The sequence below is a fragment of the Planotetraspora phitsanulokensis genome (assembly GCF_016863295.1).
GTDB lineage: Bacteria > Actinomycetota > Actinomycetes > Streptosporangiales > Streptosporangiaceae > Planotetraspora > Planotetraspora phitsanulokensis.
Genome location: NZ_BOOP01000011.1, coordinates 87,725 through 102,343 on the forward strand (window position 1 = coordinate 87,725; position 14,619 = coordinate 102,343).

The 14,619-nt window shown below is 67.0% G+C and carries 18 protein-coding genes and 3 pseudogenes; 12 read left to right on the top strand and 9 right to left on the bottom strand.

Going from position 1 to position 14,619, the window contains the following annotated elements; all coding sequences use genetic code 11:
• The first annotated feature begins 66 nt into the window (after positions 1-66).
• Entirely contained in the window at positions 67-906 is an 840-nt protein-coding gene (locus tag Pph01_RS14600; RefSeq protein WP_204073621.1) for an SDR family oxidoreductase, read from the top strand.
• Positions 907-1,066: 160 nt separating this feature from the next.
• Here Pph01_RS14600 and Pph01_RS14605 read toward each other — a convergent pair whose 3' ends face one another.
• A complete protein-coding gene (locus Pph01_RS14605; RefSeq protein WP_204073622.1) occupies positions 1,067-1,903 on the bottom strand; it encodes a helix-turn-helix domain-containing protein in 837 nt (278 codons plus the stop codon).
• A 113-nt stretch (positions 1,904-2,016) separates the two neighbouring features.
• Between Pph01_RS14605 and Pph01_RS14610 the strand changes: the two genes are divergently transcribed.
• The 4 genes from Pph01_RS14610 (at position 2,017) to Pph01_RS14625 (ending at position 6,048) form a co-directional block, all read left to right on the top strand.
• Positions 2,017-2,610: an NADPH-dependent FMN reductase gene (locus Pph01_RS14610; protein WP_204073623.1), complete on the top strand. Its 594-nt coding sequence runs from the start codon at positions 2,017-2,019 to the stop codon at positions 2,608-2,610.
• A 162-nt stretch (positions 2,611-2,772) separates the two neighbouring features.
• Positions 2,773-4,287 (top strand): serine hydrolase domain-containing protein, encoded by a 1,515-nt coding sequence (locus Pph01_RS14615; protein ID WP_239116695.1) that lies wholly within the window; start codon positions 2,773-2,775, stop codon positions 4,285-4,287.
• A gap of 13 nt (positions 4,288-4,300) precedes the next feature.
• Positions 4,301-5,398 carry a sensor histidine kinase gene (locus Pph01_RS14620; protein WP_239116722.1) on the top strand — a complete coding sequence of 366 codons (1,098 nt, stop codon included), beginning with the start codon at positions 4,301-4,303 and terminating at the stop codon, positions 5,396-5,398.
• A complete protein-coding gene (locus Pph01_RS14625; RefSeq protein WP_204073625.1) occupies positions 5,395-6,048 on the top strand; it encodes a response regulator in 654 nt (217 codons plus the stop codon). The genes Pph01_RS14620 and Pph01_RS14625 overlap by 4 nt, the downstream gene beginning before the upstream one ends.
• A 36-nt stretch (positions 6,049-6,084) precedes the next feature.
• Here the strand turns inward: Pph01_RS14625 and Pph01_RS14630 are convergent, their stop codons facing one another.
• Positions 6,085-6,369, bottom strand: coding sequence for a hypothetical protein (locus tag Pph01_RS14630; protein ID WP_204073626.1), 285 nt, complete (start codon positions 6,367-6,369; stop codon positions 6,085-6,087).
• Between the two features lie 40 nt (positions 6,370-6,409).
• On the opposite strand from Pph01_RS14630, the gene Pph01_RS14635 reads away from it, so the two are divergent.
• A complete protein-coding gene (locus tag Pph01_RS14635) occupies positions 6,410-6,754 on the top strand; it encodes a hypothetical protein (protein WP_204073627.1) in 345 nt (114 codons plus the stop codon).
• A 59-nt stretch (positions 6,755-6,813) separates the two neighbouring features.
• Here Pph01_RS14635 and Pph01_RS14640 read toward each other — a convergent pair whose 3' ends face one another.
• Positions 6,814-8,313, bottom strand: coding sequence for a tetratricopeptide repeat protein (locus Pph01_RS14640; protein ID WP_204073628.1), 1,500 nt, complete (start codon positions 8,311-8,313; stop codon positions 6,814-6,816).
• A 229-nt stretch (positions 8,314-8,542) separates the two neighbouring features.
• A complete protein-coding gene (locus tag Pph01_RS14645; protein WP_239116696.1) occupies positions 8,543-9,160 on the bottom strand; it encodes an ATP-dependent Clp protease proteolytic subunit in 618 nt (205 codons plus the stop codon).
• A 65-nt stretch (positions 9,161-9,225) separates the two neighbouring features.
• Here Pph01_RS14645 and Pph01_RS14650 point away from each other — a divergent pair, with 65 nt between their 5' ends.
• On the top strand, positions 9,226-9,531 hold the full coding sequence (locus Pph01_RS14650; RefSeq protein WP_204073630.1) for a type II toxin-antitoxin system Phd/YefM family antitoxin: 306 nt from the start codon (positions 9,226-9,228) through the stop codon (positions 9,529-9,531).
• A gap of 49 nt (positions 9,532-9,580) precedes the next feature.
• Positions 9,581-9,782, top strand: a pseudogene (locus Pph01_RS14655) (hypothetical protein); the annotation flags it as partial.
• 323 nt (positions 9,783-10,105) lie between these two features.
• On the opposite strand, the gene Pph01_RS14660 reads toward Pph01_RS14655, so the two are convergent.
• The 4 genes and pseudogenes from Pph01_RS14660 to Pph01_RS43570 form a co-directional block, all read right to left on the bottom strand.
• Positions 10,106-10,312, bottom strand: coding sequence for a hypothetical protein (locus tag Pph01_RS14660; RefSeq protein ID WP_204073631.1), 207 nt, complete (start codon positions 10,310-10,312; stop codon positions 10,106-10,108).
• Positions 10,313-10,548: 236 nt separating this feature from the next.
• Positions 10,549-10,980, bottom strand: a complete 432-nt coding sequence (locus Pph01_RS14665; protein ID WP_204073632.1) for a nitroreductase family deazaflavin-dependent oxidoreductase — start codon at positions 10,978-10,980, stop codon at positions 10,549-10,551.
• 39 nt (positions 10,981-11,019) lie between these two features.
• Positions 11,020-11,292 (bottom strand): SDR family NAD(P)-dependent oxidoreductase, encoded by a 273-nt coding sequence (locus Pph01_RS43565; protein WP_308441894.1) that lies wholly within the window; start codon positions 11,290-11,292, stop codon positions 11,020-11,022.
• Between the two features lie 64 nt (positions 11,293-11,356).
• Positions 11,357-11,758, bottom strand: a pseudogene (locus tag Pph01_RS43570) (SDR family NAD(P)-dependent oxidoreductase); the annotation flags it as partial.
• 70 nt (positions 11,759-11,828) lie between these two features.
• On the opposite strand from Pph01_RS43570, the gene Pph01_RS14675 reads away from it, so the two are divergent.
• The 4 genes from Pph01_RS14675 (at position 11,829) to Pph01_RS14690 (ending at position 14,279) form a co-directional block, all read left to right on the top strand.
• A complete protein-coding gene (locus Pph01_RS14675) occupies positions 11,829-12,716 on the top strand; it encodes a LysR family transcriptional regulator (RefSeq protein WP_204073633.1) in 888 nt (295 codons plus the stop codon).
• Positions 12,717-12,822: 106 nt separating this feature from the next.
• Positions 12,823-13,068 (top strand): hypothetical protein, encoded by a 246-nt coding sequence (locus Pph01_RS14680; protein WP_204073634.1) that lies wholly within the window; start codon positions 12,823-12,825, stop codon positions 13,066-13,068.
• Positions 13,065-13,478, top strand: coding sequence for a type II toxin-antitoxin system VapC family toxin (locus tag Pph01_RS14685; protein ID WP_239116697.1), 414 nt, complete (start codon positions 13,065-13,067; stop codon positions 13,476-13,478). Before Pph01_RS14680 ends, Pph01_RS14685 begins: the two co-directional genes overlap by 4 nt.
• A 333-nt stretch (positions 13,479-13,811) precedes the next feature.
• Positions 13,812-14,279 (top strand): hypothetical protein, encoded by a 468-nt coding sequence (locus tag Pph01_RS14690; RefSeq protein WP_204073635.1) that lies wholly within the window; start codon positions 13,812-13,814, stop codon positions 14,277-14,279.
• Positions 14,280-14,506: 227 nt separating this feature from the next.
• Here Pph01_RS14690 and Pph01_RS42760 read toward each other — a convergent pair.
• Positions 14,507-14,593, bottom strand: a pseudogene (locus Pph01_RS42760) (peptide-methionine (S)-S-oxide reductase MsrA); the annotation flags it as partial.
• Positions 14,594-14,619: the final 26 nt, after the last annotated feature.

Here is a 14,619-nt window from a genome sequence, read left to right on the forward strand (position 1 = left end):
TACAGTGGGGGCAAATGCGAGACTATTAGTCTCGTAAATACGCGGCTGAGAGCTGGGAGACAACTCATGCACAAGCGCGTCGTCGTCGTCATCGGCGTGGGCGGGATGGGCGAGGTCATCGCTCGCAGGCAGGGGACCGGACACTTGGTCCTGCTCGCGGACTTCAACGAGGCCACCTTGGACAAGGTGGGCGAATCCATGAGGAGCGACGGCTACGACGTCATCTCGCAGCAGGTCGACGTGACCTCCCGCGAGTCGATGCGGGCGCTCGCCCAGGCCGCGGGTGCGGCCGGTCAGGTCGTGCAGGTCATCCACACGGCCGGCCTCCACGCGACTCAGGCGGCGGCTGGTCCCATCCTGGAGGTCGACCTGTTCGGTGTCGTGATCATGCTTGAGGAGATGGCCCAGGTCATCGCCGATGGCGGTGCCGGCGTGGTCATCGCGAGCATGGCGGCCAACGTGGCGGTCTCACTCACGCCCGAGCAGGAAGCGGCTCTGCGGACCGCGCCGATCGAGGAACTGCGCGGCCTTCCGTTCATCCAGCCGGACGCGATCCCGGACTCGGTCACCGGGTACGGCATCGCCAAACGCGCCAACCAGCTCCGCGTGCAGGCGGCGAGTTCGGCCTGGGGAGAGCGCGGCGCCCGGATCAACAGCGTCAGCCCCGGGATCATCTCCACCGCACAGGGCCGACGCGAACTGACAGGCGAGCTCGGGCAGGGCATCCAAGCGCTGGTCGACGCGTCCGCGACCGGCCGCGTCGGCACACCCGAAGACGTCGCGAACGCGGTGGCGTTCCTCCTCAGCCCGCAGTCGTCGTTCATCACCGGCACCGACCTGCTCGTCGACGGCGGCGTCGTCGCCGCGCTGCGATCCGGCCGCCTGGCGCTGCCGGTCCAGCCCTGAGATCCACCCGGAGCACCGCCCTTCGTACCAGCCCTTTCAGAGCCGGGCCCGATTTGAGTGCCTTTGATCCGAAATGAGCGAACACCCTTGGGCCCCGCCCGCTCCGGATCAAAGGCACTCTTCGTTCAGCCGCAGTTCGACGAAAACGCGACCAGGTGCGTTACGAGATCGCGCGGAGCCGGCCCGAGGGGCGACGGCGGAGCTGATCGATGCTCTGGGCCGTCGCCTCGTCAGCGGGGAGGAGAACCACGAGTTGTTGTGCATCCGAGGAGAGGTCGAGCGTCTCGCGGAGCAGCCGGAGTTCGTGCCCGGATGGGTGGTTGAGCCGGAGCACTCCACGTCGCGGAACCACGTGACGGTTCAGGCGCCGCGTGAAGTCGGGCCCGGCGACGGGCGCGAGCTCCGCGGTGAACCATTCGGAGTTCTCCACGGATGGTGCGAGCCACAGGTCGAAGACCTGCTCGTCCGCGACGTCGTCCCAGTCGGCGAAGAACGTCCGGGCACCGGGGTCGGTGAAGACGTAGCGGGTGAGATTCGGCGTGCCGGTGTCGAGCAACCCGATTTCACCCATCACCGACTCGTAGCCACTGGTGTAGGCGAGGACGTCGCCCAGCCGGTTCGTCACCACCGCGATCCCCGGTTCGAGGAGGCGGAGTGTCTCCAGAACAGACGGCCGGACGTCGCGGCGCGGCGGTACGGGCCGGGTGTGTGCGGAACATTCACCACCAGTGATCTTGGCCAGGTAGCGCAGGTGGTTGCGCTCCGAGGGGTCGAGGCTGAGCGCATCGGCGAGCGCGTTCACCACCGCCACTGAGGGGTTGCGGTCGCGGCCCTGCTCGATACGGGTCAGGTATTCCACGCTGACGCCGGCCCGGGTGGCCAGATCCGAGCGGCGCAGACCAGGTGAGCGGCGGCGGCCACGCTCCGGCAGCCCGAACGTCTCCGGCTGGATGCTGTCGCGCTTGGCCCGGACGAAATCCCCCAACGGCGTACCCATGCCGGAAGCATATGGCGGCGCACTTCGACCGCGGCGTGCTCAGCGTGACCCTCCGGGGGCCAGCCTGAGCGCGGTCTGGTTGTCACCGTCACGACCGCCTGATCGTGGTGGGCATGGATGACAAGCACAATTTGGCAATCATCGTCGGGAGCGTCCGAGAGGGACGGTTCGGTCCAGTCGTGTCCTCGTGGGTCGCCGATCAGGCCCGCGCTCATGGTGGGTTCGATGTGAACGTCGTCGATCTGGCCCAGGTCGAGATCCCGCTGGCCCTGCCCGCGGCACCGCCGAAATTCGCCGGCGACGGCTACCTTCGCCCGGACGGAATGGCGGCACTGACCTCGGCACTGGAGGCCGCCGACGCGTTCATCGTGGTCACGCCGGAGTACAACCACAGTTATCCCGCGTCGCTGAAGGCGGCCATCGACTGGCACTTCACCCAGTGGACGGCCAAGCCCGTCGCCTTCGTCAGCTACGGCGGCGCAGCAGGTGGCAGGCATGCCGTACTGCACCTGGAGAACGTGCTGACCGAGTTGCACGCGGTGACGATTCGCGACGGCCTGGCCTTCCCGAACTACTTCACGGCGTGGCAGGACGGACGTCCTCTCGACGCCGAGGCATCCGGGTACGCCAAGACGTTGCTCGACCAGCTGGCCTGGTGGGCAGGCGTGCTTCGGTCGGCACGCGAGACCGCTCCGTACCCGGCATGAACGTTTGAGTACGTACCGCCCCCGGCCGACCGGGACCCACCGATCAGGAGCCCAGACGCATGACCTGACGAAAGTCAGGGGTGGACCGTGTCCTTCGGGTCCTGTACCGAGAACGCGCGATACCTAGCGTGACCGTCGTCAACGAGACGACGGGAGCGCGTTGTGCGGAAGAGCAGGAGATGGTGGCCCGGTGTGGTCGCGGCGGTGGCCGCCGGGCTGGTGGTGTCGTCCGCCGCGGACACGGGGTTCGCGACGACGGCGCCGGACAAGGCGGCTGTGGAACACGTTGTGTCCGACTTCGCGGACAGGGCGGGCTATCCGGGCATCGCAGTCGCCATCACCAAGGGCGACCAGGTGCTGTACACGGGCGGGTACGGCCATGACTCCGCGGGCGCCGCGGTGACCGCGACGACGCCGATGCCGGTGGCGTCGGTCAGCAAGTCGTTCACGGCGCTCGCCGTCATGCAACTGGCCGAGGCGGGGAAGGTGACGCTGGACGCACCGGTACGCGACTATCTGCCGCATTTCCGGATCGCCGACCCTCGCGGGACGCGAATCACGGTACGCGAGCTGCTGAACCAGACCTCCGGGATCACCGACGGCACCTTCCCGGAGAAGAGCCTGCCGCAGCCGGCCACGCCGGCGGAGGCGGTGACGCGTGCGCGCGACGCGACGCTGGCCGCCGAGCCCGGCACGAAGCATTACTACACGAACACGAACTACCACCTCGCCGCCCGGCTGGTGGAAGTCGTGAGCGGCGAGCCGTTCGCGGACTACATGCGGCGTCACGTGTTCGAGCCGATCGGCATGCGGGCGACCATCACGATCAACCAGACTCCGCGAGATCTCCCCGATACCGTTCGCAAGGGATATGTCTACGCATACGGCATGTCGATTCCCGCCGCCGAGCCGACCCGGTTCGTCAACGGCTCCGACGGCGTGATCACCACCGCCGAGGACATGGCGAAATGGCTGATCACGCAGAACAACGAGGGCCTGGCCGCGAACGGGACCCGGCTGGTCTCGGCCGCGGACGTCACGGCCATGCACACCTCATCCGACCGGCGGTGGACGTACGGCATGGGCTGGGACACCGACCAGAGGGGACGGGTCCACCACAACGGCATCTGGTTCACCTACACCTCCGACCAGCTCCTGCTCCCCGGCGGCTACGGCATCGCGGTCATCGGCAACAGCGGCATCGGCCTCGGCAACGAGGGCGTCGACGCGCTGACGGACGAACTGGCCACTCTCGTGACCGGCGGCGAGCCACAAGCGGGCGCCCCGATGCGACTCATCGTCGACCTGATACTGGCGTGCCTCACCCTGCTGAGCGTTTTGCTGGGCGTCCGCAACCTGCGGCGCACGCGGAACTGGGCAACCCGGCTCGCCACCCGGCCGTCGTGGCGGCTCGCCCTGCGTCTGGCGCCCAGGCTCGTCCCTCTCGCCCTGCTGATCAGCCTTCCCGACCTGCTCGGTCGACTCGTCGGAGGCGGACGGGACATCAGCTTCGTCCAGCTGTGCTACTACTCTGCGCCGCTGGTCGCCTGGTCCGCCGTCGCAACCGTGATGAACATCGGCGTGATGACCATCCGCGTCGTGGCGCTGGTCCGTGGCCGCCGCTCAGCCGAAGCTCCTCCCGTACCGGACGGATCCACTCAACTTGCCACGAGATAGCGTCGGCGGCGTGATGAACGACGGCCGCATGTGGCTGACCAGGTGGCCCGTACCACCGTGGGCGCAGGGCGTGCTCGCGGCGCTGCTGCTCGTCATCGTCCTGTCCTCCGCCGAGCTGCCCGTGTGGGCATGGGCGGGCGCCCTGCCGGCTCTCATCGTGGCCACCGCACTCGTCACCTCCTACCCGGTCATCTCGCTGGGGGTGTGCGCCGTGACGAGCGTCGCGACGGCGCGGGGCATGGCCGACGCCGTCCCGGTGTGGAGTAGCGCCTTCGCAGGGGCGATCTTCGTGCTCAGCCTGCTCGCCGGTCGGCGGACGCCCCGGCCGGCCCGCGCTCTGGGTGTGTTCGCGGCGGGGGCCGCGCTGAACCTCCTGCTCCCCCTGACCGTGGGTGACACGTGGGGCACCGGCCTGCTGCTGCTGGGCCTGACGGTGATACTGCCGTGGACACTGGGCCGTTCCCTCCATCAGCAGGCCGAGCTGGTCGCCGTCACCGCCGAGCGGGTCCGGATGCAGGAGCGCCAGCGCATCGCCCGCGACATGCACGACACGCTCGGACACGAGCTGACTCTGCTGGCGCTGCGCGCCGGAGCACTCGAGATGGCGCCCGAGCTCGACGAGCGGCACCGGACGACGGTGGCGGAGCTGCGGGCCGGAGCCGGGCAGGCGACCGAGCGTCTGGCCGAGATCCTCACCGTGTTGCGGGACGACGAGCCCGCACCCCTGCTGCCGGTCACGGACCGCGTCGAGGACATCGTCGAACGCTCTGTCCAGGCCGGTCTGCCCGTGACGCTGGAGTGGCAGGGCGAACGGCGCCTGCCGCCGACAGTGGACGTCGCCGTACGCCGCGTCGTCCAGGAGGCGCTGACCAATGCCGCGAAGCACGCGGCCGGAGCGGCCGTACGGGTGCGGCTGGCGACCTCGGACGGCACCACAGCGGTCACCGTCACCAATGCCCTGCCGCCGGACGCGCGGCGAGGCCGCGGCACGCGGACCGGCCTGTTAGGACTGCGGGAACATGTGCGGCTCGTCGGCGGAACCTTCCGCGCCGGACCAAGTGATCGCGAGTTCGAGATCGCGGCCACGCTGCCCCACCGGGAAGAATCATGATCAGGATCCTGCTGGCCGACGACGACGAGCTGGTCCGGGCCGGTTTGCGTGCCATCCTCGCCACCGACCCCGACATCGACGTGATCGCAGAAGCCGGCGACGGGCGGGAGGCGATCGAGCTCACCCTCGCGCATCGCCCGGACGTCGCCCTGCTCGACATCCGCATGCCCCGGTTGGACGGTCTGGCCGCCGGCGCCGAGATCTCCCGCGCGGCCCCGTCGGTCGCCGTCGCCATCCTCACCACCTTCGGCGACGACGCCTACGTGGCCCGGGCGCTCGACGAAGGCGCCCGCGGTTTCCTGCTCAAGTCGGGCAACCCCCGGGAGTTGATCGCCGGCGTCCACGCGGTCGCCGGGGGCGGCGCGTACCTGTCACCCAGGGTGGCTGCGCGGGTCATCGGCGAACTGCGCTCCTCGGGACTGAGCCGCGCGACGACCGCGCGCACCAGGACGGCAGCGCTCACCGAACGGGAACGCGACGTGCTGGCCCTGCTGGGCGCCGGGTTGTCCAACGCCCAGATCGCCCGTCGGCTCGGCCTCGTCGAGGGAACCGTCAAGGGTCACGTCAGCGCCATCTTCACCCGGCTCGACCTGCGAAACCGGGTCCAAGCGGCAGTCCTCGCCCACGAAGCGGGCCTCATCCCGGGGTGACGCGCACATGCCCGACCCGGCTCGTGCCCGCCTCGGTCAGGAACGGCGGCCCCGGGCCGACAACCACTGAGTGAACTGCTCCGGTGTGTGGACGCCGTCGTCCAGCACCGATCGGTAGACGTCGACACTGTGTACGGTCGTTCCGTACTCGGGCCGATCCGCCCAGGCGTCCTTGATCCGCAATATCGCGACGCGGGCTTCGCCGGTGAGGCGCGGCGGCATCGTCCGCAGGTCGGCGAGGTCGGGCTGGCGCTCGGGTTCGTCCACGAACCACAGGTCCAGCGTCCAGTCGTGCCCCTGGAGGGAGCCGATACCGCACACCGAGGTAGAGACCGTCCGGATAGGCCGGATCGGTGTTCCAATGCCCGGTGTCGTCGCGGAACTGCACCTGCCGTACGCGGGGATGCACGGCCAGACGGGCGCCGAGCAGCGCGACGGCCTCGGTGACCACGATGCCGAGAGCGGGACACGCGGTCGTCATGTCGAGGTCGCGGCGGACCATCAGGCCGAGCGCGGCGCTGCCCACCCGTACCGGATCTCCCAGAGCGGAAAGACGCTCCTCCAGTTCCAGATCGAGGCTCACAGCCGCCGCCTCAAGCTGAATGGCATCCTGGCGTCGAACCAGGTCATCCGCCGCTATCACCGGCCCAGTATCGCGGGGGCGAACGTACCGCTCGTGCTGTCCCAGATCACCGGCACGCGATGATCATCTCAGCTTCAGGCGATCATGCCGAGTTCCTGCCCACACCAGGATGCCGTGGAGATCTATCTTCCAGAGAGCAGCCGGCCGCGGAACTCGGCGCTCGCGCTCTGGACCAAATGGTTCATGTGCTCCAGCTCGGCCTCAGTCGGCTCTCGGCTGAGCTCGACGCTGATCGCGAAGTCGTTGTTCTCGATGGTCACGTTGAGTTCGGCCAGGAGGTCACGCGGCAGCCTGCCGATGACGAACTCGCGGAACGCCTCAGTGAGCGCGCCTTGGACGTCTCCGCACCCGCAGGAATGGCCGGCCATGATGGCGGAGAGGTGACCTCGCCCGGTGATCGCGTCGGGGTGCGCGACATCCAGCGTCGACAACCCCGCCTCCACGATCTGTCGTGCCTCTGGCAGCCGCTCCATGTGCTGCAGGAAGAGCCCGAGTGCGATCCGCGCGCGGCCGAGTATCTCGGGATCCGTCCCGCGATTGGCCTCGCCCACGGCCTCGCGCAGGCGTTCTTCCGCCTCGGCCGGGCGACTTGCGGTCGACAGGGCAAGCCCCCAGTTCCTCAGCACCTGGGCGCGGAGCTCGGGTCGGCCGATGCCGTCCGCCCGGGTCCGGGCCTGCGCATACGTGCGCAGCGCCGCGGCCGCGTCGCCGGCCTCCTCCTGTGCCATGGCCAGGCCGAGCGTCGCCATGAGCGCGTCCTCAGCCCTGCCCTGCCGGTCGTAGGAGGCGAGCACTTTCTGGATCGCCTCCACCCGCCCCGCCTCATCTCCGATGTCGCGACCGGAGTTCGCCAGATGGGAGAGCGCGTTGAGCGTCGTCTGGTGATCGGGGCCGAACCGCGTCTCCAAGGCCGCGACCAGGCTGACGAGAACCGCCTTCCTGATCACCGGATCGTGGCCGGGCCGGCTGATCACGGTGAACGCGATCTGCTCGACGACCTCGTCCGGCAGTTGCTCAAGTCCTGGGAAGGAGGGTTCACCGCCGCCACCGGCCACGGCGATCTCCTCCCGCAGTGCCAGCGCGGTCGCGACCCGCTCATGGCCGCTGCGCCAGAAATTGCCGATCGCCTCTTCGATGACCTGCCGAGCCTGGGCGATGTCGCCGCGCCGGACGAGAACGTCGGCCAGCGGTTCCAGGCCGAAGGCGTAGCCGGGATGCTCACGGCCGTAGAAGTCCTGCCGCTCCTGGAGATTGCGGCGCAGCTCGATCTCGGCCTCGTCGAGCCGACCGGCCAGGGTCAGCACGGTGCCGAGATTGAGCCGGTAAGTCAGATGATCCTTGTACGCCTCCCGGTCACCGTCCGGCGCACTCGAGCATGCGCTGCGGTAACACTCCGCCGCTCGATCGAACTGCTCGGAACTGAACAGGAGATTGCCGATGTCGCACTGGACGGAGGCCCACTCCCGGCTCCCGCGACCATGCCTGCGCTCGATGGTCTGCAGTTCCCGCAACATGACCTGTTCAGCATCGACCAGCCGACCCTCATTCAGAAGGCCGTAAGCGATGTCGAGTGACGTAGCCGATCTTGACATGGGCGGGAGTATAGGGATCAGACCCGACATCTCAGTGAGCGATCACCCTCCCACTGACCGCCTCGACCTTGCAGCCTCGGGCGAGGCCGGGTTCATGGAACCCCTCAGCCGATCGGCCCGCCGTACTACACCCACACGTCCGGGTCCTCCGGCTCATAGACCGCCCGCGAGGATGAGGAGCCCCGAGGCGTGTCACGGATTCGAAGTGATCCCGCACGGAGCCAGGCACCCGCCGGGCGCGCGGCCCGTCACCGACACTTCACCAGATCGGGACCGTCTTACGGGAGTCGACCATCGCGTCGACGATGCCGTAGGCGACGGCCTCGTTCGCGTTAAGGATCTTGTCCCGCTCGATGTCACGCCGGACACACTCCTCGCTCTGCCCCGTGTGCTTGGCGAGCAGTGTTTCCGTGAGCGCCCGCGCTCGCAAGAGCTCCCGAGCGTGGATCTCCAGGTCGCTGAACTGTCCCTGCCCCTCGCTGGAGGGCTGGTGGACGAGGACGCGCGAGCGCGGCAGGGCCAGCCGCTTGCCGGGGGTTCCGGCCGCCAGCAGGACGGCCGCGGCAGAGGCGGCCTGACCCATACAGACGGTCTCCACGTCCGCGGCGACGTATTGCATGGTGTCGTAGATCGACATCATCGCGGTGAACGAGCCGCCAGGGGAGTTGATGTAAAGCGAAATGTCCCGCTCGGGGTTGTCGTAGTCGAGATAGAGCATCTGCGCCATCACGTCGTTGGCGCTGGCGTCGTCGATCGGGGTGCCGAGAAAGATGATCCTTCCTGCCAGGAGTTTGGAGTAGGGATCCATCACGATCGTGCCGTGGCTGGTCCTTTCAACGACCTCCGGCAGGACATGGCGACTGGCAGGGCGGATCATGAGCGGCTCCGTTCTGTACAGAATATATAGAACGTACATTACATACGGACTGCTATGTTGGAGCCATGGCGGAAGAGATCCCTGTCACGCAAGCCCGCGCCGTCTTCGCCGAGCTGGTGAACCGTGTCGCGTATGGCGGGGAGCGCATCGTTATGACCCGGCACGGAAAGCCCATCGTGGCCCTGGTCCCGGCTGCCGACCTCGAACGGCCGCAGGCCCAGGAGGACACGGAACAGCAGCCCCCAGAGACAGTCATCCGTCTGGGGACTGCGACCTACCACGGCGTGGAGTCTCGCCCGGCCGAGCCCCGCCACATCGGCATCGCTGCGGAGCACCGGCCGCCGGGTAAGCCCGACAAGCCAGCGCCTTAGGACGTGGCGCCTCCCGGGTTTTCCGGCATTTCGGCACGCCCGCAAGCAGGGCCGACCCACCGAAGTTTCGGCAGTTGCCCGACGCGACCTCTACAAGGAACGGAACACCGTTCAAGCGCCTGATCAACAAGCTCAAGGCCTGGCGAGGCATCGCCACTCAGTACGACAAGGCCCCCGCGAGCTACCTCGCCGGCCTCCGCCTTCGCGCCGCGATGATCTGGTTCAACGACCTCACCCGGACCACCCCTTGATCACAACCCGATACGCGCCCTGGCTCTGACTGAGGTCTCCTGGGGTCATCGCCTAAGCGGGAAGGGCCGACCGAGCAGGCAACACCCGTTCCATAGGTACGCAACGCCCCCATCGGACGACTCGATCTTTCAAAGCTGCCCGGGAAGCAGAAGGCGGCTTCCGCCTTGCTTCCTTGTCGCTTCTCGACCAGTTGGCAGACTTCGGTGACGACCGTCGCGGGAACCAACAGCGGGCCAGGATGGGAGCGAAGCAGGTGAGCGCAGGAGGCGTGGTGGTCATCCTGGACGTTGATCGCTGCTACCAATGGACGAGTCAACGACGATCACGAAGAGTGATTGCCCTCCGAGCGGAGCATCTCCTCTGACCGTTCCGCGAAATCTGGTTCTGCTTCCAGCATGCCGATGAAGGGCAGATCACGAATCGCCGGCTCCTCGTTGAGCTGATCACGAACGAGGCGCAGGAGAGGGGCGACCTTCTCCTCGGGCAACCGATCCACCAGATGGTGGAGTTCCTCGCGCATCACGCTCATGCATCGAGCCTAGCCAGAAGGCCGCTACCAGCAGGAGGGCCCACGACCCGGGACTTCCAGCCCAGTGAGCCACTCGGCTCCTCCGAAAAGATCACTACCTTCCGGGCGTCATGCCGAAGGGTCACATAGCTTGACGCTGGTGCCGCCGATCCCGCAGTAGCCGTTTGGGGACCTTGTACAGGTACTGCTGGTGGTAGCGGTTTGCCGATGGCAACAGATCTGGCCGGTACGAAGCATCAAAGAGTCTGGGGTTCAATCCCTGGCTCCACAGATACGTTTTCGACCGGATAAAGGCGGAAGGCCGGATGGTCGGTCGGATCAGGCATTTTGTCAAAGAAGCGTTGTACCTGCCATCGATCCCTGTAGGCGGCGATGATGTGTGACAGTTGCTCTCCGGACAGCTCCGCCGCCAGGTACGCGCGCCGCCGACCACCCCTTTGCAGGTGGCAGCGGCCAGTGGCACGGAGGTTGCGCACCCAATGTGTCTGACCTCGCATGGAGACCAGGTAACGGTCGCCGCCGAGTTCGAGGACGTTCACCGGCACGAGCTGAGGGGTGCCGGTCTGGCGTCGCACGACCTCAAGCGTGGTGACTGTTCCCAGCCGCCGAATCACCGGGTTGACCACCCGTACGGTGAGCCAGCCGGGACGCCAGTACCTCTCCATCATTTCCCTCACCTCCGCTGTGGGGCGCATCGCTACAGCGACTCACCACGCCATCCGGCCGTCGTCGTTGAAGAAACCGCCTGTAGGACCATCGGGCCCGAGGGTCGCCAGCCGTACGGCTATCGCCGCGCCCTGGACGGGAGCGCGGTGGACGGGTAATCCCGTCGGCCTCGTGAGGTCGGTGTCGCAACCGCCCGGATCGGCGGCATTGACCAGGACTCCGGCCTCGCGAAGGTCCTTGGCGTACTGCACGGTCAGTGCGTTGAGCGCGGTCTTGGAGGGGGCGTACGCGACTGATCCTGGAAGCCAGGCCAAGGGCGGTCAGCGATCCGACGGTGCTGGAGACGTTGACGATCCGCGGTGCGGGGGAGCGCGCCAGGAGAGGCAGCATGGCGTCGGTCACCGTGATCACACCGAAAACGTTGGTATCGAACACCGCTCGTACCGTGTCGAGGCCGGCCGTACCAGGTGACTGATGGAAAACGCTCCCCGAGATCCCGGCATTATTGATCAATACATCGAGGTGGCCGAATCGCTGCTCGATCTGTGCGGCGGCGGCCACGGCCGAGGCCGGGAGGGTGACGTCGAGCGTGATCGGGTAGGCGTCGCCGCCGGTGGATCGCAACGCATCGGCCGCTTTGTGGCCCCGGTTCGAGCCCCTGGCCGCGAGCAGCACCGTCATGCCCAGATCAGCGAGCTGAGCGGCGATCTCGTATCCGATCCCCTTGTTCGCCCCGGTCACCAGGGCGACGTTGGGGGTGGACACCGTGTCGTGTGTCATGATCAGACTGCATCACGTGTGGGTGGCCAAACACCATGACCAGCTCGATCACGAGCCATACCCTAGAGGTATGGATGGGCTGGAAGCTCGCGAGCTTGCCTATTTCGTGGCGGTCGCCGAGGAGCTGAACTTCAGCCGGGCAGCACAACGCCTCGGCATCGCGCAGCCGCCCTTGTCCAGAACCATCAAGCAACTCGAACGTCGCCTGGGTGTTTTGTTACTGGAGCGAACCAGCAGAAAGGTCACTCTCACAGCGGCGGGTCAGGTGCTGCTCCACGAAGGCAGGAGAGCCCTGGAAGGCCTGGCAGCGGCTGCTCGTCGTACCCAGCGAGCGGGCCAAGAGGATCACAGGCTGGTCCTAGTGACGAAGGCCGTCGGTGACGGCGGCATGTTGCCGGAAATCCTGGCCGCCTATGAGAGGGAACCAGAGGCGATCGCAGTGGACGTGCTGTTTTGCGGCTTCGGCGAGCAGACGGCCCTGCTGCGTGGCGGCTTCGCCGACATCGGGCTGCTGCATGGACGGCCTGACCTGACCGGGCTCGACTCTGAGGACTTGCTGGTCGAGGGACAGGTTGTGGTATTGCCGGCGCGGCACCGGTTGGCCGGAAGAACAGCGGTGACCTTGGCGGACCTGGACGGCGAGGTCATGCCGCGCTGGGCGGGCCTGCTTCAGGACGATGCCAAAGGCCCCGAAGTGCGTGACGCCGGACAACTGATGCAACTCATCGCCATGGGGCGGACCATCGCCATCCTGCCGGAGTCCGCTCGTGGCTACGTGGGCGGCGACGTCGTGTGTGTGCCTGTTCTCGATGCGCCACCGACCACGATGATGATCGCCTGGCCGGAGCAGAGCCAATCGCTGGCTCTCGCTGCCTTCGTCCGGGCGGCGACCAGTGTCTCCGTGCACTCCCAGATACCCAGGGATCCAGACTCTGCCCAGACGGGTCATCTAGCTTGACGCTGGTGCCAACGGGGCCGCAACGGCCAATCAAGACAGCGGGCGATCATGCTACGAGGAGACAAGATCTCCTGGTTCGGAAACCACGGCGACGTACACTGTGAGCATGACCGCGGCGCATGATTACGAGGATCTACACGCCTTGGTGGACAGGCTGAGCCCTGACCAGGCGCGCGATCTACGTGCCGTCGCTCTCCGGCTGGTGGAGGCCAATGAGAGCCTGGATCAGCCAGACACCGACCGAAGCGGTCGGCGGCGGTTGTCATTCATCGGCACCATGAACTCCGGAGTCGGCGATCTGGCCGAACACCATGAAGAGATCCTCCGCGAGGGGTTGAATCGTCCGGTGTGACGATCCTTCTCGATACGGGCCCGCTGGTCGCGGCTCTGGACGCCGACGACAAGGACCATGTGCGTTGTTCTGAGCTCCTGCAAACCGCTTCAGGACCGCTGCTGGTTCCCGTGACCGTGATGGTGGAAGTGTGCTGGCTCGTCGAGAAGTACCGAGGCGCTCTCGCGGAGGCCGCATTCCTCGGCTCCATTGACAGCGGCGAACTGGAGTTGATCGCCGTGGAGCCGAAGGACATCACGCGCATCGCGGAACTCGTGCGACTGTATAAGGACCTCCCCTTGGGGGCAGTCGACGCATCTGTGATCGCGATCGCTGAGCGGCTCGGGCTCCCCGCGGTTGCGACTCTGGATCACCGCCACTTCAGTGTCGTGCGCCCCCTCCACGTCGCCGCTCTTCAACTGCTTCCATAGCAGCGTTCGCCGCCCTCTGACGGGTCACATAGCTTGACGCTGGTACCCATCGGTACGCAATACCCCTATCGGACGACTCGATCTTTCAGAGCTGCCCGGGAAGCAGGGTGAGCGCGTCTAGGTGACGGCATCAACTCTTCGATCACCCAGCGAACATAGCGGGCGAAACTGTCGTTGATTCGGGCAGTTTCGCTGCGGGGTTCGGTCAGCATCCCTCGTCATGAATGCTTTGGCACCAGTGGTCGGCACGCGGATGCGCGAACCCCTGACTGATCACCCCGGAGCCGGAGCGCCCCTGCTGGTCCGCTTTCGTGTTGGCGGTACTTTTTGCTCGTGCAGACGACGTATCGCCCCCGTTGGTCTCTGGTCCTCCTATCGAGCCTGGTCTTTCCCGCGCTTTTCGGACTCGTCTTCGCGGCCTTGTCGCGTTCGGTCTTCGGCGCGGTGGTCGGTGCGCTCCTCACCTTCGGGTTGGTGGCCTCTCGGATGAGGCGTCGATCTCTGACGGTTCACGAGGATGGGATGACTGCGCAACGGGACGCTTACAAGATCTCCGTCAAGTGGTCCGATCTGGTCGAGGTGCGGAGGGACAAGCTCGGGGGTCTGGTTCCGCTCGATGTGATGGTCTTCAGCCGCAGCGAGCTCGAACCTGTCGATGCGCGCGGCAAGGTACGACGTTCGGTCCCGCCGAAGGTCACAGAAGTCGGCGCTGATCGGCGAATCCAGGTCGGGGTCTACGTGCGCGACTGGCGTGAAAGCCCGATTGGACGGGCGGTTGCGGCTACGGGCTTCCAAGCTTGAGTGACGTTCGTTCGCGCGGCCCGAGCTGCCGGCGGCCGGGACCGGCCGAAGAGCCGCACGCCCGGACGGCGGGCGGGCGCTGGGCCACTGCGGCGACGCGGAGCGCCGTCGCCTTGACCCTGTACAGAGAGTCGTCGCCGAAACGGCTCTGGCCCTCGATCGGGGACCGGCGAGCCGGGTGATCGAGGGCCAGAGATGCTCGGAGAGGTTACGCCTCGACGGTGGTCGCCGACCGGGCAGGCGACACCCGTTCCGCCGATTCCGCAGTATCCGTTGGGGACCTTGTACAGGTACTGCTGGTGGTAGCGGTTCGCCTCAGGCAATAGATCCCGCCTCCGAG